The sequence below is a fragment of the Nostoc sp. FACHB-133 genome (assembly GCF_014698055.1).
Taxonomy (GTDB): Bacteria; Cyanobacteriota; Cyanobacteriia; order Cyanobacteriales; family Nostocaceae; genus Nostoc.
Window position 1 is genome coordinate 1 of the sequence record NZ_JACJSH010000051.1, and the last position, 25,351, is coordinate 25,351.

A 25,351-nucleotide genomic window follows, 5' to 3' on the forward strand; every position below is an offset into this window, starting at 1 on the left:
ATACCCTTAAACGGCTGCCCATATACCTGTTACCGTGGTAGATACATTATGTGTATTTACTTATCTTTACACAATTTGGTTTTTTCACCCTGTCCTACTTATTTGACAATCCTTTTATGGAAGGAGGGGATAATTTTTGGTTTTTCTTCAGTGGGCATGGCATGAGACACGCTGGCCGTGATTATCTTATGCCCTCTGATGGCGATCCAGAGGATGTTGAAAGTACGGCAATTGCAATTAACATTGTGACTGAACGCCTACGTCGCTGCGGTGCTGATAATGTTGTTCTAATTCTGGATGCTTGTCGCAGTCTAGGTACTCGTGCTGGCGAAGGAATTGGGCGACAAACGACAGAAGAAGCACGTCAACAAGGAGTTATCAGTATATTTTCTTGTAGTCCACAGGAGTATTCTTATGAAATTGAGGCTTTACAACAAGGTGCTTTTACTACTGCATTACTAGAAGGGTTAGGAATTCAAGGTAAATGCGCTACTGTTGAACGATTGGATCAGTATCTCAAGTTTCGTGTGCCTGAACTGGTTCGCCAATATAAGAATACAAAGCAAACGCCTTATGTGATTGCTGAACCTGTGGATAAATCTCACCTAATACTTGTGCCGCAATATGCAACTCTAGCGGATATCGCCACGTTGAAAAATGATGCTTACCAAGCGGAAGTAAACAGGAATTTAGATTTAGCAGAGCAATTATGGATTCGGGTAATAGCTGCGGCTTTAGGGCCAGATATGGATGCAATCAAAGCAATTGGAAGAATTGCAAGGTTGCGATCGGAACCTCAAGAACCATCTTCAACACCACCTCGTCCTAGTATTGAAAATTCCATTAAAGGAATCTCTACAGTTGAAAAAAATACTTTAAAAACTTTTCAATTTGAAGTGGTTACGGTAAATGCAAAAGGAAATATCACCAACCGCCGTAATGAGGAAGCGAAATATTTTGAACAAGATTTAGGAAATGGTGTCACCTTGGAAATGGTGCAGATACCAGGGGGAACCTTTATGATGGGTTCGCCAGAAGGGGAAGCAGGGAGATTTGGAAATGAAAGTCCACAGCATCAGGTAAAAGTGCCTAGGTTTTTCATGGGGAAATATGCAGTTACCCAGGCACAGTATCAAGCCGTTATGGGGATAAATGCTTCTAATTTCAAAGGTGAGAAACGACCTGTAGAACAAGTTATTTGGGATGAGGCGGTAGAGTTTTGTAAAAAGTTGAGTCAGAAGACAGGAAAAACCTACAGGCTACCCAGTGAAGCCGAATGGGAATATGCTTGTCGTGCTGGAACCAAGACCCCATTTTATTTTGGTAAAACGATCACCACAGATTTAGTTAACTACGACGGTAAATATCCTTACGGCTCTGCACCAAAGGGCGAATATCGTGAACAAACAACAGATGTAGGAAAATTTCCCCCTAACTCTTTCGGTTTATACGATATGCATGGTAATGTATGGGAATGGTGTGAAGATGTGTATAACAATAATTACATAGACGCGCCAAAAGATGGTAGTCCGTGGCTTACTGTTAAAGATAATTACATAAAGCTTCTGCGTGGCGGTAGTTGGATCGGCAGTGCCAGGTATTGCCGTTCTGCCAATCGCCTTGGGAGCGCGCTTGCGGATCGTGACGACTTTGTTGGTTTTCGCGTGGTGGCGGTGGCTGTGGGGTGAGTACTCCCCAAAGTCAGAGTTGATAAATGGGAATTTATCGGGCGTACATCAGGGAGTCCAGACCTGAACCAGCGAGGAAGGCGACAACCTCCAAACATAAAACCGAGTCGGATAGCTTGGTAGGTTGCAAAACCGAACAGTTGTTCGACTCAATTAATTCTTCAAGATTCCCGACTTTTTAAAAAAGTCAACCCAACATTACCCATCACAAATGCTTGGTTTCACTTCGTTATACTGTATTTACTCTAATAACCACCCAAAAACAGACGCAACGCTCAGATTTAACTCATTAGCAAAAGATGGAACAGGAAGTTTTTGCTCTGGTTCATCAAATACTTCTGGTTGCTGCTTGGGAAGATAAACAAACACTGTTTGTTCATTTGGGTCAATTAACCAACCCATTTGAGTGCCAAAATTGAGGCAACGCAAAATATTTTTGGTCACTTTTGTTTGACTTTGGTCAGGTGAGAGAATCTCAATTGTCCAGTCAGGAGCTATTAAAAAGGTATTAGCAACCTCGCCTTTTTCGTCGCGGGGAATTCTACCCCAAGTAAACACAGACACATCTGGAATTATTGAGCGTCCATCAAATGTGCAACGTAATTCTGAAAATGCTCGTGCAATCTGTTGAGGTTTAAGAATTAGGTTGACAGTAGTAGAAAACTCGGTTTGAATTGTGCTGTGCTTACCCTGTGGCATTGGTTTCTGGATGATTTGCCCATCAATATATTCGCTAGCAGGTTCTGTTTCTGGTAGCTTGAGAAACTCATCTAAAGTTATCGATTTAGATGGGGTTTGTAGCATTAGGGCTTTCTTGTAAAAAAGAGTTTGATTAGCTTTATATTAATTTTAATGGTGCGTTGTCACAAAGGTCAACGCACCCTGATCTAAAGAAGCGGCAACTCCAAGCAATTACTTCACAGATGTCACTGTTTGTTTTACAACTGGGCGTGGTTTCTTGCGGTCTGACCTGCGTGTTCCACCAGCCATCTCATACTCATCACTATTTTTGCCATAACGAGATGCAACATTCAATAGCATTTGCTCAGAATAAGTATTCAACTCACGTTCTGCTTCTAATAATGCATTGTGTGTCTTATCTACTATTATTTGTGCTTGATTATAGGCGGCTAGCTTTTCTCGTAATTCAATAACTCTAGTGTTGTAAGTAGCAATTGAAAACCCATTACTAAAGTCTAACTGAGGGTTAATTGTCTGCATTCCTTCAATCCGTCGTTCAGCTTTGGTCAGTGACATGGAGTTTCGTTTCCGTTGCGTCATATAGTTTTCCTGTTTGGATTAATTTATAAATAACCCTAATTTTATACACTGAGTTATTTATATATCATCAAAATACGCAATGAGCAGATGCACCAGCCACAGTGAAGTTACAGAATTATAAAAGCATTAGATGGCATTAGCCGCTAGATAAATGCGGGTATATTTGCTGAAATTCGTTGAGAAAAGCAGGTTTTGAAGTGGCAAAAGCAGGTTTTGATGTCACAAATGCAGGTTTTGATGTCGCAAAAGCAAGTTTTGAAGTGGCAAAAGCAAGTTTTGAAGTGGCAAAAGCAAGTTTTGAAGTGGCAAAAGCAAGTTTTGATGTCGCAAAAGCTGGTTTTGATGTCGCAAATGCAAGTTTTGATGTCGCAAATGCAGGTTTTGATGTCGCAAAAGCTGGTTTTGAAGTCGCGAAGCTGCTTTATCTCATGTAGAGACGCGATTTATCGCCGTCTCTACAAAGAATGTACTCGTCAATTATTCCTTGACAGACTACTAACTAATAGTAACAACAGCTACCATCGCATCAGCTAGAGGGGAATGAGACGAAGCACACTGAAAATTTATTTTTATAACTGAAAATTTTATTTTATTTATGTGTTAAGTAGCTTTCAGGATGTTATCTGTATAATGTATCATTCAGTCTGAATTATTGAATGTATCATCTATCATTCAGTCTGATTGATTATTGACCTCTGTTACTTATTAATAGGTTGAAATTTGAGTATTATGGCATCTCTTTTTAAGACATAACATACCACTCACCTAGTAGTTATTTATTAACGGAATTTGAGAAGTTATGTAGGCTTACTCTATCTTAGACATTGCCTGAACTTGTGCTTCAAAAATCATGAGCCATTATATGAATAGCTAGCACGTTTACGGCACTATCCAATGTCTCAAGACTTATTAAACTCCTTTCAAGAAGCATACAGCAATCTCGAACTATTTCCGTTGATGGAACGGAACGAAATGGAAAGATTTCGAGTCGAATATGGTGATGATTTGATTGCAGACCTGAACCAATTAGTCGAAGATAGTCCTAATGGAGATGGCAAAATTGTCTTTACAGGACATCGAGGATGTGGTAAGTCTACTTTGTTAGCTGAGTTTAGCCGACAAATTCAAGATAAATATTTTGTAGTTCTCTTTTCTATTGCTGACAAAATTGAAATGTCGGCTGTTAATCATATTAATATACTGTTTGCGATCGCAGTTAATTTAATGACAGAGGCAGAAGCCCGCAAAGTTGATATTCCGCACTCTACTAAAGAAGCTCTTTATAAGTGGTTTGCTACTCGCACTCGCACTGAAGAATCCAATTTGCAAGCAGAAGCTAGTATAGGTTTTGACCTCCTAAAATTGATTAGCTCTAAATTAAAAGCTGATGCAAGCGTTCGGGATGAAATTAAGCAAGAATTTGAACGCAAGTTATCAGATTTAGTTGCCAGAATTAACGAAATAGCTGCTTTAATTCAAGCTGCAACTAAACAAAACGTTTTGGTTATTATTGATGATTTAGATAAACTTGACTTAGGCAGAGTGAATGAAATTTATCGAGATAACATTAAAGCTCTTTGTCAACCTAACTTTCAAATTATCTACACCATTCCGATCGCAGTCCTTCGAGAAACATTTATTAGCACAATAATTGCTACTGAAACCAACGATCAAGTTGTAGCGATGCCTGTCTTAAAAATATTTGATAAAGGTAAAAATCGCTTTCCTAATGCCCAACCTCGCCCAGAAGCAACAAAGATTCTCGGTGAAGTTTTGCAAAAACGGATTCCTAGTGAATTAATCGCGGCAGAAACTGCTGAAAAAATTGTAATTTACAGTGGTGGCGTATTGCGAGAGTTAATTCGGATTTCTAAGGAATGTTGCCGTATATGTTTGCGAACAATTCGGCGAAATCCTTCAGCCAAAGTTATCATTGATGATAAAATTCTTCTGCAAGCAATTAATAAAATCCGTAATGATTTTTCCATACGCTTAGGAAAAACTGATATCGATATTTTGCAGAGCGTTTATGAACAATTTATGCCCAACGATCCCAAACAAGCAGAGTTTTTGGATTTACTACATGGGCTGTATGTTCTAGAATATCGTACTGATGAAACTTGGTACGATGTTCATCCAATTATTATCGAAAGCTTGAAAAGACAGGGAGCCATTAATGTTGAATGAAGAATTATTTGATGAAGGAGAAAATCAAGATTCGTATGATGATTTAATTGTTTCTATTGAAGCTCAAAAACGGGGATTAAATTTACTGATTGCAGTTTGCGATGATGCTAGCTTTCGTGATGAGATTATTGCTCACTATGAAGCTGAACTACAACCCGCCTTCCGTGCATATCGAGTAACTTTAGCACGTCAAGAACCAAGCCTGAAAGCTGCTCTTAACCAACTGGTACAACAAGAAGAATATCTCCGTCAGCAGAACCTGGCGGTGATTACTGTTACGGGTGCTGAACAATTGTATTTTCTCAGGTTGGGAAATGAGCAATCAGAACAGGAAAAGTTTTTTGGTTACTTACAGTGGACAAGGGAAGGATTGCGCGAATTTCCATTTGCAATCGTGCTTTGGGTAACTAACCAAATTTTAGTCAACCTAATTAAAAAAGCTCCTGATTTTTGGAGTTGGCGTAATGGTGTATTTCGGTTTGAATCTCAAAAGACAAATGCTATTCCTGGTAAAGAATTAGAAAATATCCGCTTTGTTTTTAGAGACACAGAATTAGCTAGTACAGATACTAATGAAACTAATCGCTTTTTCTTACCCATTCAAGATTTACAAAGATTAATCGAGAAAGTAGAACAAGAACGGGGAACTAAAGACCCCACCTTGGCTACTTTATACTCAAGATTGGGCGATATTTACCACAGCAGATTAGATCGGGGTGAATCTCAAAATTATCAAGAAGAACAGGAATTAGCAATTAAATATTGGCGACAGGCGAGTGAGCTACAAAATGAATTAGGTTTGCAGATAGATTTAGCTAATAGCCTCAACAATTTAGCCGGAATCTATCGTGCAACAGGACAGTACAGCGAAGCCGAACCTTTATATAAACAAGCTTTAGAACTAAGGAAACGCCTGCTAGGAGAAAATCATCCTTCTTTTGCTACTAGCCTGAATAATTTGGCGGGACTTTACAAATCTACTGGACAATATGCTAAAGCGGAACTCTTATACCAACAAGCTTTGGAACTGAGGAAACGTCTGTGGGGAGAAAACCATGCGGATGTCGCCGTCAGTTTGAACAATTTGGCATTACTATATGATGAACAAGGACGTTATGACGAAGCAGAACCTTTGTATCTGCAATCATTAGAACTTGAAAAACGTTTGGTTGGTGAAAATCATATTTCTTTCGCTCTTATACTGAATAATTTAGCGCTACTTTATTATCATCAAGGACGTTACAGTGAAGCTGAACCGTTGTCACAACAAGCAATAGAATTAGATAAGCGATTTTTGGGAGAAGAAAATCCCGATGTTGCAACAGATTTACACAATTTAGGATTGATATACCGCGCTCAAGGACGCTACGATCAAGCAGAATCTTTGTTTTTAGAATCCTTGGAACTGAAGGAACGTCTATTGCAAAAGGCGCATCCACTTTTAGCAGATACTATCTATGCTCTTGGTTATATGTACAGGGAGCAAGGACGCTACAATGAAGCGGAATCTTTATGTATAAAAGCCTTAGAACTTGATAAGCACCTATTGGGAGAAAATCATCCCAATGTTGCCGAAAGTCTCAATAATTTGGCAGAAATTTATCGTGCAACTGGACGTTATGCTGAAGCAGAACCGCTTTATTTGCAAGCTTTAGATATTTGTGAGCGAGTCTGGGGTGTAAATCATCACCGTAGTGTCTCTATTCGTCAAAATCTAGAAAAACTTGCCACAGCAATGCAGAATAATGGAGAGTGCGATGTCTTGTCTACGACACGCTGCGCGAACGACAACCCCTTTGGGGAAAGCATTACATAGAGTAAGAATATTATTTTAGGTTAATCTGGCCTAATCTAGAGATAGCAACATGGCTAAAGATGTTTTCCATCAACAGGTTAAAAAAGCATTAATTAAGGATGGGTGGAAAATTACTCACGATCCTTTTACAATTCGTATTAGTGAAGCAATTAAACTACAAATAGACTTAGCGGCTGAAAATGCCATCGCCGCAGAACGTAACACAGAGAAAATAGCTGTTGAAATTAAGAGTTTTATTGCAGATTCAGATATCAGTGAATTTCATACTGCGCTAGGACAATATCTAAATTACTGCCAAGCTATTGAAGAAGAAGAAGCAGACAGAGCGCTTTACCTAGCGGTTCCTATTGAAACATATCAAGACTTTTTTCAACTTTCTTTTGTCCAACGCGCTCTTCATCGTTACCAAGTTAAGTTGATAGTTTACGACCCAAAATGTGAGGAAATTCGACTATGGATAAAATAGAACGCTATCGACAACTTATCAAACAAGTATTGAGCGAACATCAACAAATAGCATCTAATACCGATACAGTAAATTCACAATTAATTTTAGACAATGAAAATGACCATTATCAACTAGCTTATGTTGGCTGGCAAGGAGATAAGCGAGTGTTTGGCCCAGTCATGCATTTTGATATTCAAAATGGGAAAATATGGATTCAGTATAACGGTACAGAAGAGTCTGTTGCTGAACGATTAGTTGAGTTAGGTGTACCCCATTCTGATATTGTGATTGGGTTTCATTCTCCTTTTAAACGCCAATTTACTTCTTATGCTGTCGAGTGATGTAAATATTTTCAACTCAGATGATAAATACATGAATAGTGAATGGTGCGTAGTTTACCGCCGTAGGCATCGCTCCCCCAAGATCCCCGACTTCTTTAAGTCGGGGATATGAATAATCTGTAGTGGAAAGTGCGATCGCTGTATTAGTTAACCCCGACGAAACCAGCTTGCTCAATTGCTCTTTGTCCCTGGTCAGTTAATAAAAGATTGGCATAAGCATTTCCAATCTTCTGTTCCCGACCTTTATTCTGCTTAACAATCACAAACAAATTAGCAATTATGGGATAGCTGCCATTTTTGATAGCTTCAGTATTTAGCTGATTGCGCTGACGCGGACATTGCTCAGGCGACACCATCGGTTCCCGATAGGGGGGAATTAATTGACCAGCAGTCTGACCCAATGGCAAAGCCTTCACACTACATTGAGGCACTACTGAACGGGCAGAACCGTAATACACACCACCAGGGATTTTACTGAGTTGGCGCACTGCCTCTGTAGTAGAGTAGACATATTGCACATTCGAGCCAAGTGTTTGCCCTTTCAAGTCGCTGTTGCTAGGGAATATTACTGTATCTGCGTCCTCTGGTCGTTGAGATAAAGGTGTGATGGGTAGGTTTGGCCCACCTACTTGATTCCAGTTAGTAATTTTCCCCAAATAAATCTGCTGCAATTGGTCAACAGTTAAACCTGACACTTTCAGGGATGGGTTGACTACCACTGCTATTCCATCCATACCTACCTGACGTTGCTCAAGGGTGAAGCCTCGCGCTTTTGCCATAGCTTGTTCTTCATCTGTAAGGGGACGAGAAGACTGAGCAAAGTCTATTTTCCCATCAAGTAACATCCGAATGCCTGAGCTAGAACCAGGGCTAGCATTAACAGGGTCTACATAACGTAATTGTAGTTCCGGACGATCGCTCTGAATCTGAGAATCTACTAATTGCCGAATAGATGCCCAAGCTGTACTTCCTCCGTAGTTAAATGAGGCAGTGGGGACATCTGCAACTGTCTGAAAACTGGATGTGGTATTAGAGACGGTCTTGAAATTTTGATTAGGAGAAGAGTTAACGCTGTTACGGGACAATAAATTCGGCTTTAGTAACCACCAAAGCAGCCCACCAATAACCATAAGTGTCAGCACTTTACCAATAATCAAACCTCTAAGAAAGAGGGCAATTTCGCTGTTAATTAAAGCTTTTTTTTGATTTGTATTGTCCATATTTTTAAATTTTGTTTATTATATGTATCTTACAGGAATCTCTAAGTAATTATCCTAGAATAATTTTTAGAATATTTAGATTTAAATTAAATACGTAATAGCTAGTTAATAGGTATTTTTATGATTGCTGCTAGATTATTAACTTTTTCTAATGTATGGACTCATATTTGAATTTTGTGAAGCTAGACCTATCGCGCTTGCACTGCGCGCACCACACAAATAAATCTGGCTACACCACGCTGCACGAACAGAAATTAAAGTGGACTGCTATTATGAGATTCAATTTGCTTTTTAGTAGTTTTTACAATGCTGCAATTGTTTTTACAGACTCCTTTTTTAGCTATTGATTTCGCTATTAGGCTATTCACATTGGCATTAGTAAATCGTTGCTCAACCAATTTTTCTATAAAATTATTTAATTGAGTAGGTCGGTTTGGAGACGATGCACCTGTATTAATAAATGTATAGATTAAAATTAATACTATAAAACTAGTGGTAGCGCCAAGCCCTATTCCTAGAAGCAAAAGAAAGTTTCTATAATTTAGCAAATAAGTATCATCAGCATTTTGGTTGATGCCAGCAGATTCTGATGACTGTGGCAACAGGAGAGCAGAATTAAGTGCTTGCAAAGCTTCTGTAGCAGACTGATAACGCTGGTTGTAGCGATCGCGAACCATTGTATCTAAAATATTTGCAAGAGCATCACTTACCTGTACTTGATCGCGCCAGAGAACTTCTCCAGTATTGGGATCTTCTTTTATTTGCTCAGGAATTAAACCTGTCAAAGCTTGAATGCCTATCATCCCTACTGCGTAGATATCGCTGCAAAGTTTTGGCTTTCCTTTAGCCTGTTCGCTTGGCATATAACCAGGAGTCCCAACTGCAATTGTTAAACCTGCTCCCAAAGCACCAATTTTCTTAATACTCCCAAAGTCAATTAGCACAATCTTCTGATCGGAGTGCCGCCGCATCAAATTTTGGGGCTTAATATCCCGATGAATAATGTTATTTTGGTGAACGAATGCCAACACTTCCAGGATGTCTTTTAATAAACTTAAGACTGCATTCTCGCTCAGACGTTGACCTGATACAATTTCTTGGGTTAACGCATGACCATCAATAAATTCTTGGACTAAATAGAAATCTCCATCTTCATCAAAATGGGCAAACAGTCTAGGAATTTGATCGTGGTCGTTGCCTAGCTGGTATAAAACTTCTGCTTCCCGATCAAATAACTTTTTAGCGATGGGTAGAACAGCAGGATTGGAATCTTTTGGTTGGAAATGTTTTACCACACAATGGGGTTGTCCTGGTAAATCTAGGTCTACAGCTAAGTATGTATCACCAGAGCCTCCACTTCCTAAGTGTTTGATAATTTCAAAGCGATTCCGAAGTGTTTTTCTGGAGATAGAGTATTGATCCCTGTTACCTCTAGCACCTGCTAACAAGTAAGTATTACCAGAACCTCCGCTTTCCAGCAGTTTGACAGTCTCAAAGCGACTCCGAAGTTTTTTTCTAACTAGAGGGTTCTGGCTCATGTGGCGTATACTACTTGTTAATTTACTGACCATTCAGAGCTTGGGTGAGGTATGAATACCTGCCGCTAGATTTGTTCCTATTTGAGGAAGCTAGCTTCTTAGGCAAACCATACTTTGGAGCATTTTCATGGCTAGCTCCTTGATTTGGTTAATTTGATACCTTTACAGATATCTTAATATAAATATAAAGTTTATTTTTGGAATAATTCAATAATTTTATTTCTTAAGTAAATTTAATAATAGCCTCCAGTATTTATAACAGTATATTAACTGGTTATTCAATAGGTTTCAAAAAACATCCAACTTTTCCGACTTTTCCCACCTTTTAGTTGCGTTTATAGTACAATACGCTTGGGTTAAGGGCTACTGGCAAAAATTTTGGGTTTTGAGACGCGATAAATCGCCGTCTCTACAAGTGTTTTGGTCTTATCTAAACTGTATTTATTGTATTGGTCTATAGTAATCCGCTTTGATTTTTGTTCGCGCAGTGTGGCGTAGCAATATTTACTTGCATGGGAAGGTAAGAGGCAAGAGACAATTGGAAAGAAAGCTTTTTGAATTGTACGGGGTTTTTTAAAATATCAAATACGAGTACTATATATCACTTGCAATAAGTCAGTTGCATTTAAAAAAGTAATCGTGCGAGTAGTTTAAGCTTGTTTTAGTATATTTTCTATAAACCTTGCTCAATACTTGTCGGTTAAGGGGAAAAGGGGAAGGGGAAAGGGGAAAGAAAAAACCTTTAACCTTTACCCTTTAACCTTTTTCCCAAACCCAATTCCGAGTTAAAAATTCTTAACCGAGCAGTATTGAAACCTTGCTAAGTAAAAAATAAAATATTAATTAAAAAAGCCCCCAATAGGGGGCATATTAAGTTGTTCGCGTGGAGTAAACAACTAAATAATTAATACTTACAGGAGATAGAGTAATCCGAACAAAATAATCCAAATCACGTCAACGAAGTGCCAGTAGATTTCGGCTGCTTCAATACCAAAGTGCTTTTCGTCACTATAGTGACCCGGAAGGCGCGATCGCCACAACACGGCAACAATGGCCAAAACGCCGATCGTAACGTGTAATCCGTGGAAACCAGTCAAAACGTAAAATGCACTAGCAAATAAATTGGTAGTTAAACCAAATTCTAAATGGGTATATTCATATACTTGACCCACTAAGAAAGTAGCACCCATCACGGCGGTAATTGCTAACCAGATTCGCGCACCTCGCGTATCGTTCTTTTTAATAGCAGTGTCAGCATTGTGCATGACAAAACTACTAGAAATTAGATTGATGGTGTTGACTCCAGGTAACAATAGTTCTAATTCTGGAGTACCTGCTGGCGGCCACACAGGTAAGGTAGCACGGAAAGCTAAGTAGGCTCCGAACAGACCCATAAAAATCATCCCTTCAGCAATCAGGAAGACATATAGCCCAAACAGACGATGGTCTGGATGTTCTTCATGATGGCCAACGGACGCTTCCACCGCGTGGTGATGATTAAGTTCGGTTTTAGCTGGGTCAATGATTTGACTTTGCATGAATTTTGATGAGTGGGGAATGGGGAATGTGGAATGGGGAATGTGGAATGGGGAATGGGGAGCAGAGGAGAAGAAATTCCTAGTCCCCAGTCCCCAGTCGCAGTTTATTTGCGGTCTTCGGGATTGGCAGCAACGGCTGGATCGGGTTCTGCTCTTAATACTGAATTGGGCCCACCAGACAAGATTGGATTGGGATCGTATAAAGGTACACCTTCATTAGCATGTTCCAAACCGTAGTCGTAGGGGCCTGTAGCCAGCACTGGGGTTTGATCAAAATTTTCGATCGCAGGTGGTGAAGTTGTCATCCATTCTAAGGTAAGTGCCCTCCAAGGATTATTAGCAGCTTTCTCACCGTACAACCAACTCCAAACCGCATTGATGATGAAGGGGAATGTCGAAATTGCCAGTATGTAAGAACCATACGTACAAATTTCGTTCAATGTGGTGAATTTGGGATCGTATTGGGCAATGCGGCGATTCATGCCCATTAAACCTAGTTTGTGCATAGGTAAGAAGGTCATATTTAGACCGACAATAGTCAAGGCAAAATGAACCTTACCCCAAAATTCGTTGATCATCCGCCCCGTCATTTTTGGGAACCAGTGGTAAATGGCTGCAAAAATCCCTAGAACGCTACCACCAAATAGCACATAGTGCAAGTGGGCTACCACAAAATAGGTGTCGTGAACGTGAATGTCAAAGGGCACTGCTGCCAACATCACGCCACTGATACCGCCGATTACAAAAGTGCCGACAAAGCCGATGGCGAACAACATCGCACTGTTAAGCTGGATTTTTCCACCCCACATGGTTGCTAACCAGCTAAATATTTTAATCCCTGTGGGTACGGCGATGATCATGGTGGTGATCATAAAAAACATCCGCAACCAGCCGGGGATACCACTGGTAAACATGTGGTGCGCCCAGACGATTAGCCCCAAAAAGCTGATTGCTAGAGATGAATAAGCGATCGCTTTATAGCCAAAAATCGGCTTGCGGGAATGCACGGGGATAATTTCTGAAATTGCTCCAAAGAAGGGCAAAATCATGATGTAAACGGCTGGGTGGGAGTAAAACCAGAACATGTGCTGGTATACAACCGGGTCGCCACCGCCAGTTGGGTTAAAAAATGTTGTCCCGGCAATTAAGTCAAAAGAAAGCAGAATCAGACCGGCTGCAAGAACTGGGGTGGATACCAAAACTAGCGCCGAAGTTGCAAACATTGCCCAGCAGAACAAGGGCATTTTGTGTATGTCCATGCTGGGGATACGCATTTTTAGCAATGTCACCAGGAAATTTATCGACCCCAAAATTGAGGACGTACCCAGCAGCAGGACACTAATAATCCAAATGCCCTCACCTACTTGTCCTGTTACCAAACTCAGGGGAGGGTAGGAAGTCCAACCTGCATCCGGTGCATCGCCCACCACTAAACTGGCGATTAGCAAAATACCCGCAGGGGGAATCATCCAAAAGGCAACAGCATTCAGCCGAGGAAATGCCATATCTTTTGCCCCAATCATCAGGGGAATTAGATAGTTAGCAAACCCTGCCCCGGCTGGCACGATCCACAAGAAAATCATGATCGTGGCGTGCAGCGTGAATAGACTATTGTAGACTTCTGGTGTGACAAAATCTACCTCTGGAGTTCGCAGCTCTGTGCGAACCAAGTCAGCCATTACGCCGCCAATGCAGTAGAAAATAAACGAAGTGACTAGGTATTGAATCCCAATCACCTTATGGTCGGTTTGAAAGCCAAAGAAGTCTTGCCATTTTCTAATCCCTGGTTCCTCAAGAAGGGCAGGGATATTGGCAGTTTCTTGCAACTGAGCTTGTGTCATAGTCATTAGTCATTAGTCATTAGTCATTGGTCATTAGTCACTGGATTTTGACTAAATAACATATTGACTAATGGTGAACTTGATGAAGGATTTCTGGCTTAATTCCCATGTCCTTGGTGTAAGGAGCAAGAAAATCATTTGGGGATAAATTCGCTGGGTTAACAGCAACGGCTTGATTTAGTGTTTCTTTGCTGGCAACTAGCTGTTCTTGCATCCATTTGGCAAATGCTTCTTCTGACTCAACAACTACTGGCGCTCTCATTGCACCGTGGTAGGGACCACAAAGTTCGGCACAGATTAGGACATAATCTCCTGCTGTTTTGGGGGTGAAGCGAATCTTGCTTTGTCTACCAGGGATTGCATCTTGTTTCAGGCGGAACTCTGGCACCCAGAAAGCATGGATGACATCGTTGGCTGTCATATTGATTTCCACTTCTCGCCCGATGGGAACGTGCATTTCACCTGTAGTTATACCAGTTTCAGGATAAGTGAAAATCCAGGCATATTGTAGACCTGTGACGTTGACCTGTAATTGTGCTGGTTTGCCTGCTTTATCAGGACTTCCCCCAATGGTTGGAGCAACACTACCGACACCTGGGGCATTCCGCAGTTGGGGAATTTGGTCAGCATTGCGGACTTCTGCGGTAGCTGGGTCTTGCATTGCCTCATCAGATTTTTCCTGATTGAGGTTAGGTTCGGTGCTGGGAGGAGTATCGCTTAAAGTTGCAGCCATCGCACTTCCAGGCATTGCCATAGACTCCTGATTCATCGGCGCTTGATGGATAGCATGGGGATCAAAGCCACCGATTTCGTTGTACACATCAAAGCTGTAAACAGAAATACCGATAACGATAATTGCTGGGATCGCCGTCCAGAGAATTTCTAGAGGTATATTGCCCTCAACTGGTGGGCCGTCTTCATTGTCACCTGCACGCCGACGGTATTTAAATGCGGAGTAAATCAAAATACCTTCAACTAACAGGAATATACCTGTAGAAACGATCATCATCGCGTTGAACAGACCATCCACCAAGACGGCTTCATCCGTGGCTGCTGCTGGCAACAGACCGTGATTTTGACCGTACCAAAGGCTGGCTAGCGTTAGCACGATGCCAATGAGTAATGTCCAGATTGAACTTGGAATCTTCACGGCTTACTTAATTGAATTTACTACGTTATCTTAAAGCTGCCCACTTACTAAGGTAGTCTAGGCTGGAAGGCATAGAGTCCAAAGGTCTGAAATTTTTATTAATTTTTTTAACTATTTTACTAATGTTGGGTACAAGGTGACTATCAGGAGGCAGGAGGCAGGAGGCAAGAGGAGAAGGCAGGACGTAGAAGTAAGCCAGATGTACTTAAAAGCCGGGGATTTAAGGACTGGGTTTTATAAAGTTTTCATTCATTATTATTTCCTCCTGCCTCGTGCCTTCTTCTAAAATCAGTGGGAAAATTTAAGGAAAAATTTAGAATGTTTAAATTAATTGTGATTAATCAATTTTTCACATCTTGAAAAATACCTAAAGCTTCAGGCAGAACCTTCCTAGAGTGATTCAAAGTATAAGTGAGTGCTAATCTATAAACCTTTAGCCTATACGCTAGGGTGAAGATGGGACACTAAAAGAAAATTGAAAATTTTAAGAGAGCCACCAAGAGCGGGCAGAAGGTATCATTCATGAGCGAATTTGTCCTACAACAACAAAATGAAGCGGCAGTTGAGCAGCAAAAGCCCAAGGAAATGATTCGGCGCTTGGTGTGGAAAATGTGCATAGCCACCTTAATTTTGATGGCAATAGGCAGTGCCACCCGCGTGATGAATGCTGGACTTGCTTGCCCAGACTGGCCCTTATGCTATGGCGAACTCGTGCCAGCCAAGCAAATGAATCTCCAGGTGTTCCTAGAGTGGTTTCACAGATTGGATGCAGCTTTAATTGGTTTAAGCGCGATCGCACTTTTTGGTTTGTCCTGGTGGCATCGTCGTTTCTTACCCAGATGGCTTCCTTGGGCATCCACATTCGCCCTATTTTTAATCGTCTTCCAAGGCATCTTGGGAGGACTCACCGTTACCGAACTGTTGCGGTTTGATATTGTTACTGCTCATTTAGGAACGGCGCTGTTATTTTTTTGCACCCTCCTGATTATCGGCACGGCACTCACCCCCTATCAGGGGACTGGAACCGTTGGTAAGTTGCCTTGGATAGGTTTAACTGCCGCTATTCTGGTTTACCTGCAAAGTCTCCTAGGTGCCTTAGTAGGCTCTCGCTGGGCGCTACACCAATGCTTAGGTGGTTCTCAACTTTGTACTGTAATGTACAGCCATATTGCTGGTTTGGTGCCGCCAACAGTGACAACCTTGGCAATGGTATTTATCTGTTGGCGTACACCAGCACTACATCCAGCCTTGCGGCGACTGGCAAATATAGCTGGTGGTTTGTTGACCTTACAAATTTTGTTGGGATTCGCCACTTTCAAATTACATCTCCAAGTCGAGCCTCTCACCGTCTCCCACCAAGTTATAGGAGCAGCTTTGTTAGGTACTTTGGTGGCTTTCACAGTTCTCGCACAGCGTGACTCAGTTAGTGCTTAGTCACGTTAGCAGTAGAGGGGCGTTTAGCTCGTGCTGAGTGCTGAGTTAGGAATGGGGAAGATGAGGAAGACGAGGGGGCAGGGAAAGAATTTCTAACTCTTAACTCCTAACTCAACACTCAGCACTCAGCACTGATGATGCAACCCACCCAGGGACAGAAAATCTGTGTTTTTATTTGCCTGAAAGAGCCAGCTTGAGCGGGGGCTGCATATAAGTTGTTGAAAAATAAGGAACCAGAGCCAAAATGATCGAGACTAATGTCTCTCGCCACCACGAAACGTTTTTCCAGGTAGTTCAAAGTTATTACCAGCTAACAAAGCCTCGGATTATTCCGTTGCTTTTGATTACCACGGCTGGGAGTATGTGGATTGCTGCTAAGGGAGAAGTAGACCCATTGCTGTTGCTAGTAACTCTCACTGGTGGCACTTTGGCTGCTGCCAGCGCCCAGACGATTAACTGTATCTACGATCGCGATATTGATTATGACATGGAGCGGACGCGTCATCGTCCGATGCCTTCCGGTAAGGTGCAGCCACGCGATGCTCTAATTTTTGCGATCGCACTGGCGACGATTTCCTTTACACTCTTGGCAGTATTTGCCAATCTGTTAGCCGCGCTGCTAGCTTTCTCTGGCATTGTCTTTTACATTTTGGTCTATACCCACTGGCTGAAACGCCACACCCCTCAGAATATCGTTGTTGGTGGTGCGGCTGGGGCAATTCCGGCTTTAGTGGGTTGGGCTGCTGTCACAGGGACATTAAGCTGGTCAGCATGGCTGATTTTTGCCATCGTCTTTTTATGGACACCACCCCATTTCTGGGCGCTAGCTCTGATGATTAAAGATGACTACGCAAAAGTTGGGATACCAATGTTACCTGTGATTGAAGGTACTACGGCAACTGTAAAGCAGATTTGGTATTACACGCTGGTGACAGTATTTGCAACCGTGTTGTTGTTTTATCCTTTGGGCGCAAGTGGAATTCTTTATGCTGCGATCGCCCTCAGTCTGGGAGGATTATTTATCCACAAATCTTGGCGTTTGTTGCAAAATCCAGAGGATCGCGCTGTAGCTAAAGAGTTGTTTCTCTTTTCCATCTCCTACATGATGCTGTTGTGTCTGGGGATGGTAGTTGATAGTCTTCCCGTTACCCATAATTTAATTAATGCAGCGATCAATCAGTTGCATTTTATAGCTTAGGGGATGGAAAATTTAGCGATCGCGTTTGGTAAAGGGGCGCGATCGCATTTTTGGAAGATTCAAGTCTTTTTTATGAAAATTAGTTACGTAAACGGACTCTTTAGCAAACTTGAAGATATAGAAGATATATATTTCACAATAATAAGCAATCCTGATTTTCGCTTCAGTGCGCGAACCAAGTCTTGATAAACTTCTTCTGGTTCTGGGAATAAATCATCATCCCAATCACTTAAATTTGGGTTCATAGAAGTTTCGCCATTGCTTCTTTAAATTCTGGAATTTCTTGAATCAAAGGATGAATATCATACCAACGCTGCATCTCTCCATCATCATCCAAATAGCGGTATTCCAAAAGACAGCGGTTATACATCAAACTCCGATACAAGTCATCATTAATAATCCGCTTAGAACAAGACACTTCCGCCAACAAACTCCATTGATAATGTTCCACTACTCTACGATAAGTATCTCTGGCTTGAGTAATTGCTCGTCGCACCGCCTTTTCTGAAACAGGTAACTCTTCAGTGCGTCCAATGGCATCTTGAGTTAACAATAGCAAATTCCTCACGTGACCTCCACTCATTAAACAAAGTCTGTCTAAGGTTTGGGGACTGTCGAAAATTTCCGTTTCTAGTGATAGTTCGGGGGCAATTTGCCGGACTCGCTTGTTAATTACTTCTTTAACTTTCTTGAGTCCTGGCTGATAAACTTCACCCTTGAGAGTGTTTACCATAATCATCGGCAAAATTTGGGGGTCGCCGTAGATATCTCTGAGGTCTGTTGCCCTGGTAGAATAGATCATTGAAATGGGAACAGTGTAAATCAAATGGCAATCTAAAGCTTGGAGTTGTTCGCTGCGGTCTAAAAAAACTTCCTCATAGTTTGTGCGGTCGTCGCCATCTTTAACTAACACCATGCGGTCTAAGTTATCGACAATTACCGCCAGTTTCTTGTAGCCATTAGGTAAGTGCTGTTTTGCATCCACCAGAAACTCATTTAACACCTGAATTAAAGTGAAGGTGTGAGGATAAATTTTTTGGCGAATCTTCTGGCGTAATCCAGGAACAGCTCTTAAATTTCCGGTCAATATGGCAAACTGAGCTAGCTGGGTTTCCACTGCCATACTCTCAAACTCTATGGGAGTCTGCGCCAAATCTTTTAAATCTTCCCAACGATCTTTCAACCAGTCGAGTATTGGACGAGGATTGGCAATTCCTTTTAAATCTTTGAGCAAACGGCTGGTACAGGCGAGGAGAATATCTGTATATTGGGCTTCTTCAGAATCGATATCCTCTTCATCAGCCCCAAAATAGACCACATAAAATTGCCGATTTTCTAAATACTTCTTTAACCTGAGTAATTCTGTAGACTTTCCTGCACCCCGATGACCAGAATACAATTGGCAAGTATTTGCATTTGCTAATCGCATCCGATTTCCCAACTCTTGCAAAATATCGGCATCTCCCCGGACATCATCACAATCTACATATTGGGGATCTCCGACGGGTAAAGGTTCAAAGGGGTTAAAAGCACTGTAGAGTTTTGCGAGTAAATTAGGGTTGGATGTGCGATCGCTTTTTTCAGAAGGAGATTGTTTATTTGTTTCTCTTGTTTGCGCCAAGATTGGACTAGGAATCGGCAGGTTTACTCCAGCAACACGTAGTTGAGGCTCTTGGTTTGCTAGTAAACTTGTCATCTCGGCTATTGCACGTTCTTGGTTCCCACGGACAAATTTTGCCATCCCACGAGCATAAATTAGTAGCGGCTGGAATTCTGCTAATGGCTCTGCAAAAGTTTCCACCAGCGATGCCATACGAACCCACTCTGCCTTTTCCTCTAACTTCAACCTTGCAAGAACTGATGCTAAATCTCTCGCTACCTCACTTGGTCGCGTATACGCTAACGCTGTCCACCTCTGAGCCTGAGCAAAATCACGAATATCGGGATCGTGGCTCTCAAGCTGCTGCCGCACATAGGTAAGCAAAAAATCAGATAATTCATTAATCCGCTTTTCGCCAAAATGGGGATTCTCTTTTAAATCTCTCAATAGGGCATTTCGCACTGCTGCATCCATTTCGTATAGTTCATGCCCCACTTCATCGCAAAGGCTAGAAAGCAGCAGATCAGCCACAGCCAGCCAAGGTATTTTCAACTCCTGCCTATGAATATCTCGTTGAAAATTCGCCCATAGTCGGTAAAGTAAATCTGGGGTGAGGGCTAACGGAAAAGCAGCATGGTAAGCAAAATAGAGGTGCGCTTCCCCGAAGCGTTGACCAAAAGACTCAATTCGACGACTAGCGACTTCTGGCTTCATACTTTTTACCCTTAAAATACTCCCACTTAGATTTATTACAGCCCGTGCCTTAATTGTGCATTGATTCCCCGACCCCGCAACACGTCGATCGCACCATCAAAACCCTGTCGGCTAACTTCAAACATCGGCACTAAACGCGCAATTTCTCCTGCTGTTGTGCCAAACCAGCGCTCTGTTGCCATTGGATTCAGCCATGCAATATAACGCGATCGCTGTTTCAACTGGTCTAAAAATTTTTGGGTTAACTCCAGCCGTTCCAAACTAAAACCGCCCCGTGCTGCTCCCCCATCACTAAAAATTAATACAGCGGAACGCTCTGGGCGCAACTTAGCTAGAAAATCTGTGACAGATTCGGCTTTTTGGCGCGTCTGGTCATGGTAAAGATACTTAGTTGGGCAATTGTGAAAGTAGTAAATACTAGCTTTTCCTAAGCGTCCGCCTCGTAATGCTGTCTGGGCTAATCGCTGGGATAGTGCGTGAAAGGGAACCATTGACCCCTTGTGGTCAATCAGCAACAGCAGTTCAGTTCTATTCACTCGACTGGGCATCAGTACAGGCTCTAGCAAAACTCCCTGCCGTACCACTTGCTCAATAGTTGCCTGTATGTCTAACTCTGTGGGCAAACCTTGGCGTACCATTCGGCGTAAATGCCGCCAGCTTTGTTTCATCTGCCGCCGCGTCACTGGAAAATACTCATCGGTTTCGGTAAAGCGATTAACAGTCATTTCCTCATTATTTTGAGTAGTAATCTGTACTGCTTCAGCCACTTGCATCTCATCCTGTACTTCCATTAATTCCGATGAAACGGGTACAGTGGCAGGTGTTGTATTGGTTAGATCAGATGAATAATTACCCTGATTTTCTAACGCTTGTTGTACTTCGGGGGAGGGGGAGAAAGTAGTTTTCTCTTCTTGCCTTGTACCAGAAGGTTTTACAGGATAAGGTTCTGTTATTACTTGTTGAAAGTGATAGTTGAAGAGATGTTCTTCATCCTGAGATTTTACCCACAAGGTACGGCACAGTTCTGCTAACGCTTCTTGGTCAGTCGTGCCAAAGCCTTCCTGTAAAGCTGTCAAAACAAGGCGGTATTCATCGATACCCAAGGGCAAACCTGCCTCGCGCAGTTGTGTAAAAAGCTCAAGCAGTGGTAGTTCTTCATGGAGAGCTTCTATCTTCATACTTCTGGCTGCGATCGCATCTGTTCACCATAACGGCGATAATCATCCCAACTCTTCAGCAACACCCCAGGATATAGAAGTTCTGTTTTTAACTTGCTGAGAATTTGATCATCTTGATGATGACTAAGAATCCGCACCCAATCCATCAGTTCGCTGGTACTGACCTTTTTACCTGCTTCGCCCTTGTCCCGCCGCATCTCTTCACGTAGTTCTAAAAAGCGGTCAATAATTGCATCCACTAATTCCAACGGTGAAACCGAAAACCGAGTTTTAACAATCTCGATTAACTGCTGACGTTCAGGGAATTTGACATAGTGAAATAAACAACGACGTAAGAAAGCATCAGGCAAGTCTTTTTCATCATTACTAGTTATAAAAACAATTGGTGTTGCTTTCGCTTGAATTTTCTTGAGCGGACTGTTTTGTTTTACTTCTGTGACTTCAAACCTTTGCTCATCAAGCTCTAACAGCAGATCGTTAGGAAAGTCAATGTCAGCTTTATCTATTTCATCAATCAAAACCACAGTTGGCTTCTCGTTGCGAAAAGCACGTCCTAACGGCCCCCATTCTACATAGGCATCAGCATTTTTTGCCTGGACTGCGGCTTCTTCATCGATTTTGGAGGCAGCAAGTTGAGCATCCCGCAATCTGCCAACGGCATCATAAGTGTAAAGACCATCCCGCGCTCGACTAGTAGATTTGATGTACCAAGCTTCATAAGGTAAACCCAACTCATAAGCCACTGCACGAGCCAATTTTGTCTTGCCGCATCCTGGTTCTCCCTTTAATAGTAAAGGGCGTTCGAGGGCGATCGCTAAATTCACAGCCTCTACCAATTTCTCACTAGGCAGGTAGGGATACAAGATTTGCCCCGTCTCCGGGTCTTGCTCTCCTGGCTGGGGTTGAACCTTACCTATGTATTTCAGCCGCTTTCCGTCTAAAGTTCTAACCACCGGGTTTCTTCCTCCTGCCAGTTACAGCCACACAAACCAAAAATTTGAGCAAACACACGTTCTGGAATGCCTTCACTCTTCTCTAAAATTACCTGAACGGTATAGTCAATTTTTTTAGTCATCTGGATTGGTAGAACATCAATTGCATTTTCAATCCAGTTAACCAAGACTTGCTCAGATAAGGGATCAATCATTGGTAGCCTAATGGGAATATGGGGTTTCCATACTAGATCGAGCTGATCTGCAAACTCAAGATTCCAAGTGTTGACACAACCATCTTGGTCAAGCAAAAACATCAGTAGAAAAAATTCGTTGCTTGAGCAAATTGTCTGTGGGGTTGAGTTTACCAGAGGCAACCAAAAATCACGGATTAATTCATGCAGATAGGTTTCATCAATGCAATCGAGATCGTGAAATACTAGGATGATATGTTGAGTTTTCAATTGAGCAACTACATTCCTGGCAATCTCCTCATGGGATGAAAAATCTTGTACTCCAATCCGACGACCCAACTCTCTCCATAGGGCTGCAATATCACTCCTAAGTACCCTGCGTTTGAGATGAAATGGGATTGGGGAAGTCACTGTACTTTCAGGAATTTTCTGTAACAAACGCTTCAGTAACCAGATTTGACCATATTCTGGGGAGCCATGAACTAAGAAAGCTCCTATACGTTTTTCTGTAATAAATTCTCGGAATAACTGTACCTGTGCTATGTAGTTGAGGCGAAACAGTTCACTATGTATTGGCTCACTCTTGCAAGACCTCTCAATAATCTGAATCTGCTTCAGGAGGCGATCGCGTTCTTTCTCAACCCGCTCAATTTCTTTGTCTAGCTGAAAAGCTACTGAAGCCCCTGCTTCAATTGCGTGTTGATTCCGCAACAACTTTATCTTCTCGCTAAACGCATCGTAGTGTTGTTGAAGTTCTTCTCGTTTTTGCTGTAAATGCCGAACTGAAGACATCTGTGAGTTTTAATACCCAACTATTGAGATATTACTATTTTTATTGCAGGCTATTTTCTAGCTGCTCGATCTGTTGAGTAAGTTGTGTTCTTTCAGCTTCAGCATTTTCAATCTGCTTTTCTAACTGAAACTTGACGACAGTGCTGGATTCTATCACTAAATCTAACCGTAGGCGACTCAATTTCTGACTCAATAAATCATACTGTTGCTGGAGGCTTTCGATTTCCTGTAAAATTCGCTGCCTTTGCCCCAGATTTAAACTAGTTGACTGTGTATTTGGTACTCCACCTGATTTGTTCGAGTCTATCTGCTGTACCTCTGAAATTGGAGACACTGAGTTTTGTTTGGTGTACAAAACTGGAGTCAAATGTTCTGCAATGCCTTGCAATCTAATTTCGACACAACTGAACTTGTAAGCCCGATCTATCGTCCGCCTTGTTGCCAATGCTTTGTAAAAACCTACAGCAAAAGCGATCGCGGCTTGATCTCCAATTGCTTTATTCATGCCAATGACAAACGGAATATGTTCTGCGATCGCTTTTGCTTGAGCTTCGGAATAGCACGCATTCAACACCACACAATTTATTTGATCGGCTACTAGTTCAAATAACGCTGCTAGAGCATCTGGTTGTACAGGTTGGTATTCTCCTAGTAAATCTTCAAAACAAAGCTCACCCGTACTGGTTCCATGTCCAGAAAAATGCACAATCTGCGGTTCAACATCGAATATTGCTTGGCTGATATCTCCCGGACGTACAGATTCACGCGAGTCTAGAATAAATCTGTCTCGCTCTTTTGCTAATTGCAGTTTTTCACGAATATCACGCAACTCTTGCCCCAAGCGTAATCGTGTAGCATTACTGGGATCTGCTGCTAAAAACAGAATTTTGATTTGACCATTACTGCTCATTTAGATGATCAGCCCAGAGTATGATTTTTGACCAAGTTCATTTTCACATAAGTCAAGACCATATTTATGCTTACTGAGTTTCACGAGACTTTATATTTTTGAGCAGATTTACTTCTAGTGGCGGCTACAGTCTCAAATTACTTTTGCTAGCGTAGTGATATAAGGTTTATCGCTCCCCCAGTAAGTGGCTGGAAGCAAAAGGATTAATATGGCTCATTTAAATCAGCGTCGTCCCCAAAATGTCAACGGCGATTTTTATGTAGATACTACCTGTATTGATTGTGATACCTGTCGCTGGATGACTCCTGAAGTGTTTTCTCGTGTTGATGAACAGTCGGCGGTTTATCATCAACCAACGAATGATACAGAAAGATTAGCAGCACTTGAAGCACTTTTAGCTTGTCCTACTAGTTCTATTGGGACTGTTGAGAAACCAAAAGATATCAAAGTTGCTCAACAAAAGTTTCCCATATTAGTGGCGGAAAATGTTTACCACTGCGGCTATCATTCTGAAAAATCTTACGGTGCTGCTAGCTATTTAATTCAACTTCCAGAAGGTAATATTTTGGTGGATTCTCCCCGGTTTACGCCGCCTTTAGTCAAGCGTTTAGAAGAACTGGGGCCGATTCGTTATATGTACCTAACTCATAAAGATGATGTGGCAGATCATCAAAAGTTTGCGGAGCATTTTCAGTGCGATCGCATCCTTCACACTGATGATATTACTGCCGATACTCGCAATGTAGAAATACAGCTAACTGGTTCTGAACCATTCGCCTTGACTCCAGATTTATTAATTATCCCAGTTCCCGGTCACACCAAAGGACAAACCGTCCTACTTTATAAAAATCAGTTTCTGTTCACTGGCGACCATCTCGCCTGGTCAGAAAGCCTGCACCAACTGGCTGCATTCCACGATTTCTGCTGGTATTCTTGGTCAGAACAGACTAAATCAATGCGGAATTTGGCTAATTACTCTTTTGAATGGGTACTACCAGGTCATGGACGAAGGTTTCATGCCGATAGGGAAACCATGCGCCAGCAGATGCACAAGTGCATTGAGTTCATGGAATCTTTGGATTGACATTACAGCTATATTCAGGTAAGTAGACCACGTGGTAGGGGCGCAAGGCTTTGCGCCCCTACTGATATGGTGTACACAAAAGTCTTCGAAAGCTGCCCCACATCTTGACCTGTAATGCCAATGCATCAACCTGCAATGTTAATGCATCGACCTGCAATGCCAATGCATCAACTTGTAATACTAATGCATCGACCTGTAATGCCAATGCATCGACCTGTAATGCCAATGCATCGACCTGCAATGCTAATGCAACACTAAAGCTTTGTA

Annotated in this window: 23 protein-coding genes; 9 read left to right on the top strand and 14 right to left on the bottom strand. The window is 41.9% G+C overall.

Annotated elements, in window-relative coordinates:
• The first annotated feature begins 116 nt into the window (after positions 1-116).
• Complete coding sequence (locus H6G86_RS28895) at positions 117-1,688, top strand: SUMF1/EgtB/PvdO family nonheme iron enzyme (RefSeq protein ID WP_199338464.1); 1,572 nt, start codon at positions 117-119, stop codon at positions 1,686-1,688.
• 240 nt (positions 1,689-1,928) lie between these two features.
• Here H6G86_RS28895 and H6G86_RS28900 read toward each other — a convergent pair whose 3' ends face one another.
• Positions 1,929-2,492: a Uma2 family endonuclease gene (locus tag H6G86_RS28900; protein WP_190937181.1), complete on the bottom strand. Its 564-nt coding sequence runs from the start codon at positions 2,490-2,492 to the stop codon at positions 1,929-1,931.
• Positions 2,493-2,600: 108 nt separating this feature from the next.
• Positions 2,601-2,969, bottom strand: a complete 369-nt coding sequence (locus H6G86_RS28905) for a hypothetical protein (protein ID WP_190937182.1) — start codon at positions 2,967-2,969, stop codon at positions 2,601-2,603.
• A gap of 197 nt (positions 2,970-3,166) precedes the next feature.
• Between H6G86_RS28905 and H6G86_RS28910 the strand changes: the two genes are divergently transcribed.
• The 5 genes from H6G86_RS28910 (at position 3,167) to H6G86_RS28930 (ending at position 7,761) form a co-directional block, all read left to right on the top strand.
• The gene (locus H6G86_RS28910; protein ID WP_206758450.1) at positions 3,167-3,403 is read left to right on the top strand and encodes an HlyD family secretion protein; all 237 of its coding nucleotides are present in this window, start codon (positions 3,167-3,169) and stop codon (positions 3,401-3,403) included.
• A 460-nt stretch (positions 3,404-3,863) separates the two neighbouring features.
• Complete coding sequence (locus H6G86_RS28915; RefSeq protein ID WP_190937184.1) at positions 3,864-5,156, top strand: ATP-binding protein; 1,293 nt, start codon at positions 3,864-3,866, stop codon at positions 5,154-5,156.
• Complete coding sequence (locus H6G86_RS28920; protein ID WP_190937185.1) at positions 5,146-6,972, top strand: tetratricopeptide repeat protein; 1,827 nt, start codon at positions 5,146-5,148, stop codon at positions 6,970-6,972. Before H6G86_RS28915 ends, H6G86_RS28920 begins: the two co-directional genes overlap by 11 nt.
• A 49-nt stretch (positions 6,973-7,021) precedes the next feature.
• Positions 7,022-7,438, top strand: a complete 417-nt coding sequence (locus H6G86_RS28925) for a XisH family protein (protein ID WP_190937186.1) — start codon at positions 7,022-7,024, stop codon at positions 7,436-7,438.
• Complete coding sequence (locus H6G86_RS28930; RefSeq protein WP_190937187.1) at positions 7,426-7,761, top strand: XisI protein; 336 nt, start codon at positions 7,426-7,428, stop codon at positions 7,759-7,761. Before H6G86_RS28925 ends, H6G86_RS28930 begins: the two co-directional genes overlap by 13 nt.
• A 16-nt stretch (positions 7,762-7,777) precedes the next feature.
• Here H6G86_RS28930 and H6G86_RS28935 read toward each other — a convergent pair whose 3' ends face one another.
• From H6G86_RS28935 to H6G86_RS28960, 6 genes are all read right to left on the bottom strand, one after another.
• Positions 7,778-7,936: a hypothetical protein gene (locus H6G86_RS28935; RefSeq protein WP_190937188.1), complete on the bottom strand. Its 159-nt coding sequence runs from the start codon at positions 7,934-7,936 to the stop codon at positions 7,778-7,780.
• Complete coding sequence (locus H6G86_RS28940; protein ID WP_190937189.1) at positions 7,905-8,981, bottom strand: PstS family phosphate ABC transporter substrate-binding protein; 1,077 nt, start codon at positions 8,979-8,981, stop codon at positions 7,905-7,907. The genes H6G86_RS28935 and H6G86_RS28940 overlap by 32 nt, the downstream gene beginning before the upstream one ends.
• 254 nt (positions 8,982-9,235) lie before the next feature.
• The gene (locus H6G86_RS28945) at positions 9,236-10,519 is read right to left on the bottom strand and encodes a serine/threonine-protein kinase (RefSeq protein WP_242065019.1); all 1,284 of its coding nucleotides are present in this window, start codon (positions 10,517-10,519) and stop codon (positions 9,236-9,238) included.
• Positions 10,520-11,430: 911 nt separating this feature from the next.
• Positions 11,431-12,057 carry a cytochrome c oxidase subunit 3 gene (locus H6G86_RS28950; protein WP_114080407.1) on the bottom strand — a complete coding sequence of 209 codons (627 nt, stop codon included), beginning with the start codon at positions 12,055-12,057 and terminating at the stop codon, positions 11,431-11,433.
• Positions 12,058-12,161: 104 nt separating this feature from the next.
• Complete coding sequence (gene ctaD, locus H6G86_RS28955) at positions 12,162-13,898, bottom strand: cytochrome c oxidase subunit I (protein ID WP_190937215.1); 1,737 nt, start codon at positions 13,896-13,898, stop codon at positions 12,162-12,164.
• 67 nt (positions 13,899-13,965) lie between these two features.
• Positions 13,966-15,048, bottom strand: coding sequence for a cytochrome c oxidase subunit II (locus H6G86_RS28960; protein WP_190937191.1), 1,083 nt, complete (start codon positions 15,046-15,048; stop codon positions 13,966-13,968).
• A gap of 522 nt (positions 15,049-15,570) precedes the next feature.
• On the opposite strand from H6G86_RS28960, the gene H6G86_RS28965 reads away from it, so the two are divergent.
• Together H6G86_RS28965 and H6G86_RS28970 are read left to right on the top strand one after the other, a co-directional pair.
• The gene (locus H6G86_RS28965; RefSeq protein WP_190937192.1) at positions 15,571-16,482 is read left to right on the top strand and encodes a COX15/CtaA family protein; all 912 of its coding nucleotides are present in this window, start codon (positions 15,571-15,573) and stop codon (positions 16,480-16,482) included.
• Positions 16,483-16,726: 244 nt separating this feature from the next.
• Complete coding sequence (locus H6G86_RS28970) at positions 16,727-17,680, top strand: heme o synthase (protein WP_190937193.1); 954 nt, start codon at positions 16,727-16,729, stop codon at positions 17,678-17,680.
• 241 nt (positions 17,681-17,921) lie between these two features.
• On the opposite strand, the gene H6G86_RS28975 is transcribed toward H6G86_RS28970, so the two are convergent.
• The 5 genes from H6G86_RS28975 to H6G86_RS28995 form a co-directional block, all read right to left on the bottom strand.
• Positions 17,922-19,301 (bottom strand): ATP-binding protein, encoded by a 1,380-nt coding sequence (locus tag H6G86_RS28975; RefSeq protein WP_190937216.1) that lies wholly within the window; start codon positions 19,299-19,301, stop codon positions 17,922-17,924.
• A 728-nt stretch (positions 19,302-20,029) separates the two neighbouring features.
• Positions 20,030-21,172 carry a hypothetical protein gene (locus H6G86_RS28980; protein ID WP_190937194.1) on the bottom strand — a complete coding sequence of 381 codons (1,143 nt, stop codon included), beginning with the start codon at positions 21,170-21,172 and terminating at the stop codon, positions 20,030-20,032.
• Positions 21,169-22,125 carry an AAA family ATPase gene (locus H6G86_RS28985; protein WP_190937195.1) on the bottom strand — a complete coding sequence of 319 codons (957 nt, stop codon included), beginning with the start codon at positions 22,123-22,125 and terminating at the stop codon, positions 21,169-21,171. The genes H6G86_RS28980 and H6G86_RS28985 overlap by 4 nt, the downstream gene beginning before the upstream one ends.
• Positions 22,110-23,090, bottom strand: a complete 981-nt coding sequence (locus tag H6G86_RS28990) for a hypothetical protein (RefSeq protein ID WP_190937196.1) — start codon at positions 23,088-23,090, stop codon at positions 22,110-22,112. Before H6G86_RS28990 ends, H6G86_RS28985 begins: the two co-directional genes overlap by 16 nt.
• A 40-nt stretch (positions 23,091-23,130) precedes the next feature.
• Positions 23,131-24,000, bottom strand: a complete 870-nt coding sequence (locus H6G86_RS28995) for a CHAT domain-containing protein (protein WP_190937197.1) — start codon at positions 23,998-24,000, stop codon at positions 23,131-23,133.
• 208 nt (positions 24,001-24,208) lie between these two features.
• Between H6G86_RS28995 and H6G86_RS29000 the strand changes: the two genes are divergently transcribed.
• The gene (locus tag H6G86_RS29000; RefSeq protein WP_190937198.1) at positions 24,209-25,084 is read left to right on the top strand and encodes an MBL fold metallo-hydrolase; all 876 of its coding nucleotides are present in this window, start codon (positions 24,209-24,211) and stop codon (positions 25,082-25,084) included.
• A 58-nt stretch (positions 25,085-25,142) separates the two neighbouring features.
• Here the strand turns inward: H6G86_RS29000 and H6G86_RS29005 are convergent, their stop codons facing one another.
• Positions 25,143-25,310, bottom strand: a complete 168-nt coding sequence (locus H6G86_RS29005; RefSeq protein ID WP_242065020.1) for a hypothetical protein — start codon at positions 25,308-25,310, stop codon at positions 25,143-25,145.
• Positions 25,311-25,351 lie beyond the last annotated feature (41 nt).

Excerpts from the sequence above, each read along its gene's own strand:
- H6G86_RS28950 (WP_114080407.1), bottom strand. The coding sequence starts at position 12,057 with ATGCAAAGTCAAATCATTGACCCAGCTAAAACCGAACTTAATCATCAC.
- H6G86_RS28990 (WP_190937196.1), bottom strand. The coding sequence starts at position 23,090 with ATGTCTTCAGTTCGGCATTTACAGCAAAAACGAGAAGAACTTCAACAA.
- H6G86_RS28915 (WP_190937184.1), top strand. The coding sequence starts at position 3,864 with ATGTCTCAAGACTTATTAAACTCCTTTCAAGAAGCATACAGCAATCTC.
- H6G86_RS28995 (WP_190937197.1), bottom strand. The coding sequence starts at position 24,000 with ATGAGCAGTAATGGTCAAATCAAAATTCTGTTTTTAGCAGCAGATCCC.
- H6G86_RS28895 (WP_199338464.1), top strand. The coding sequence starts at position 117 with ATGGAAGGAGGGGATAATTTTTGGTTTTTCTTCAGTGGGCATGGCATG.
- H6G86_RS28980 (WP_190937194.1), bottom strand. The coding sequence starts at position 21,172 with ATGAAGATAGAAGCTCTCCATGAAGAACTACCACTGCTTGAGCTTTTT.
- H6G86_RS28905 (WP_190937182.1), bottom strand. The coding sequence starts at position 2,969 with ATGACGCAACGGAAACGAAACTCCATGTCACTGACCAAAGCTGAACGA.
- H6G86_RS28970 (WP_190937193.1), top strand. The coding sequence starts at position 16,727 with ATGATCGAGACTAATGTCTCTCGCCACCACGAAACGTTTTTCCAGGTA.
- H6G86_RS28900 (WP_190937181.1), bottom strand. The coding sequence starts at position 2,492 with ATGCTACAAACCCCATCTAAATCGATAACTTTAGATGAGTTTCTCAAG.
- H6G86_RS28965 (WP_190937192.1), top strand. The coding sequence starts at position 15,571 with ATGAGCGAATTTGTCCTACAACAACAAAATGAAGCGGCAGTTGAGCAG.
- H6G86_RS28925 (WP_190937186.1), top strand. The coding sequence starts at position 7,022 with ATGGCTAAAGATGTTTTCCATCAACAGGTTAAAAAAGCATTAATTAAG.
- H6G86_RS28940 (WP_190937189.1), bottom strand. The coding sequence starts at position 8,981 with ATGGACAATACAAATCAAAAAAAAGCTTTAATTAACAGCGAAATTGCC.
- ctaD (WP_190937215.1), bottom strand. The coding sequence starts at position 13,898 with ATGACACAAGCTCAGTTGCAAGAAACTGCCAATATCCCTGCCCTTCTT.
- H6G86_RS29000 (WP_190937198.1), top strand. The coding sequence starts at position 24,209 with ATGGCTCATTTAAATCAGCGTCGTCCCCAAAATGTCAACGGCGATTTT.
- H6G86_RS28930 (WP_190937187.1), top strand. The coding sequence starts at position 7,426 with ATGGATAAAATAGAACGCTATCGACAACTTATCAAACAAGTATTGAGC.
- H6G86_RS28920 (WP_190937185.1), top strand. The coding sequence starts at position 5,146 with ATGTTGAATGAAGAATTATTTGATGAAGGAGAAAATCAAGATTCGTAT.
- H6G86_RS28945 (WP_242065019.1), bottom strand. The coding sequence starts at position 10,519 with ATGAGCCAGAACCCTCTAGTTAGAAAAAAACTTCGGAGTCGCTTTGAG.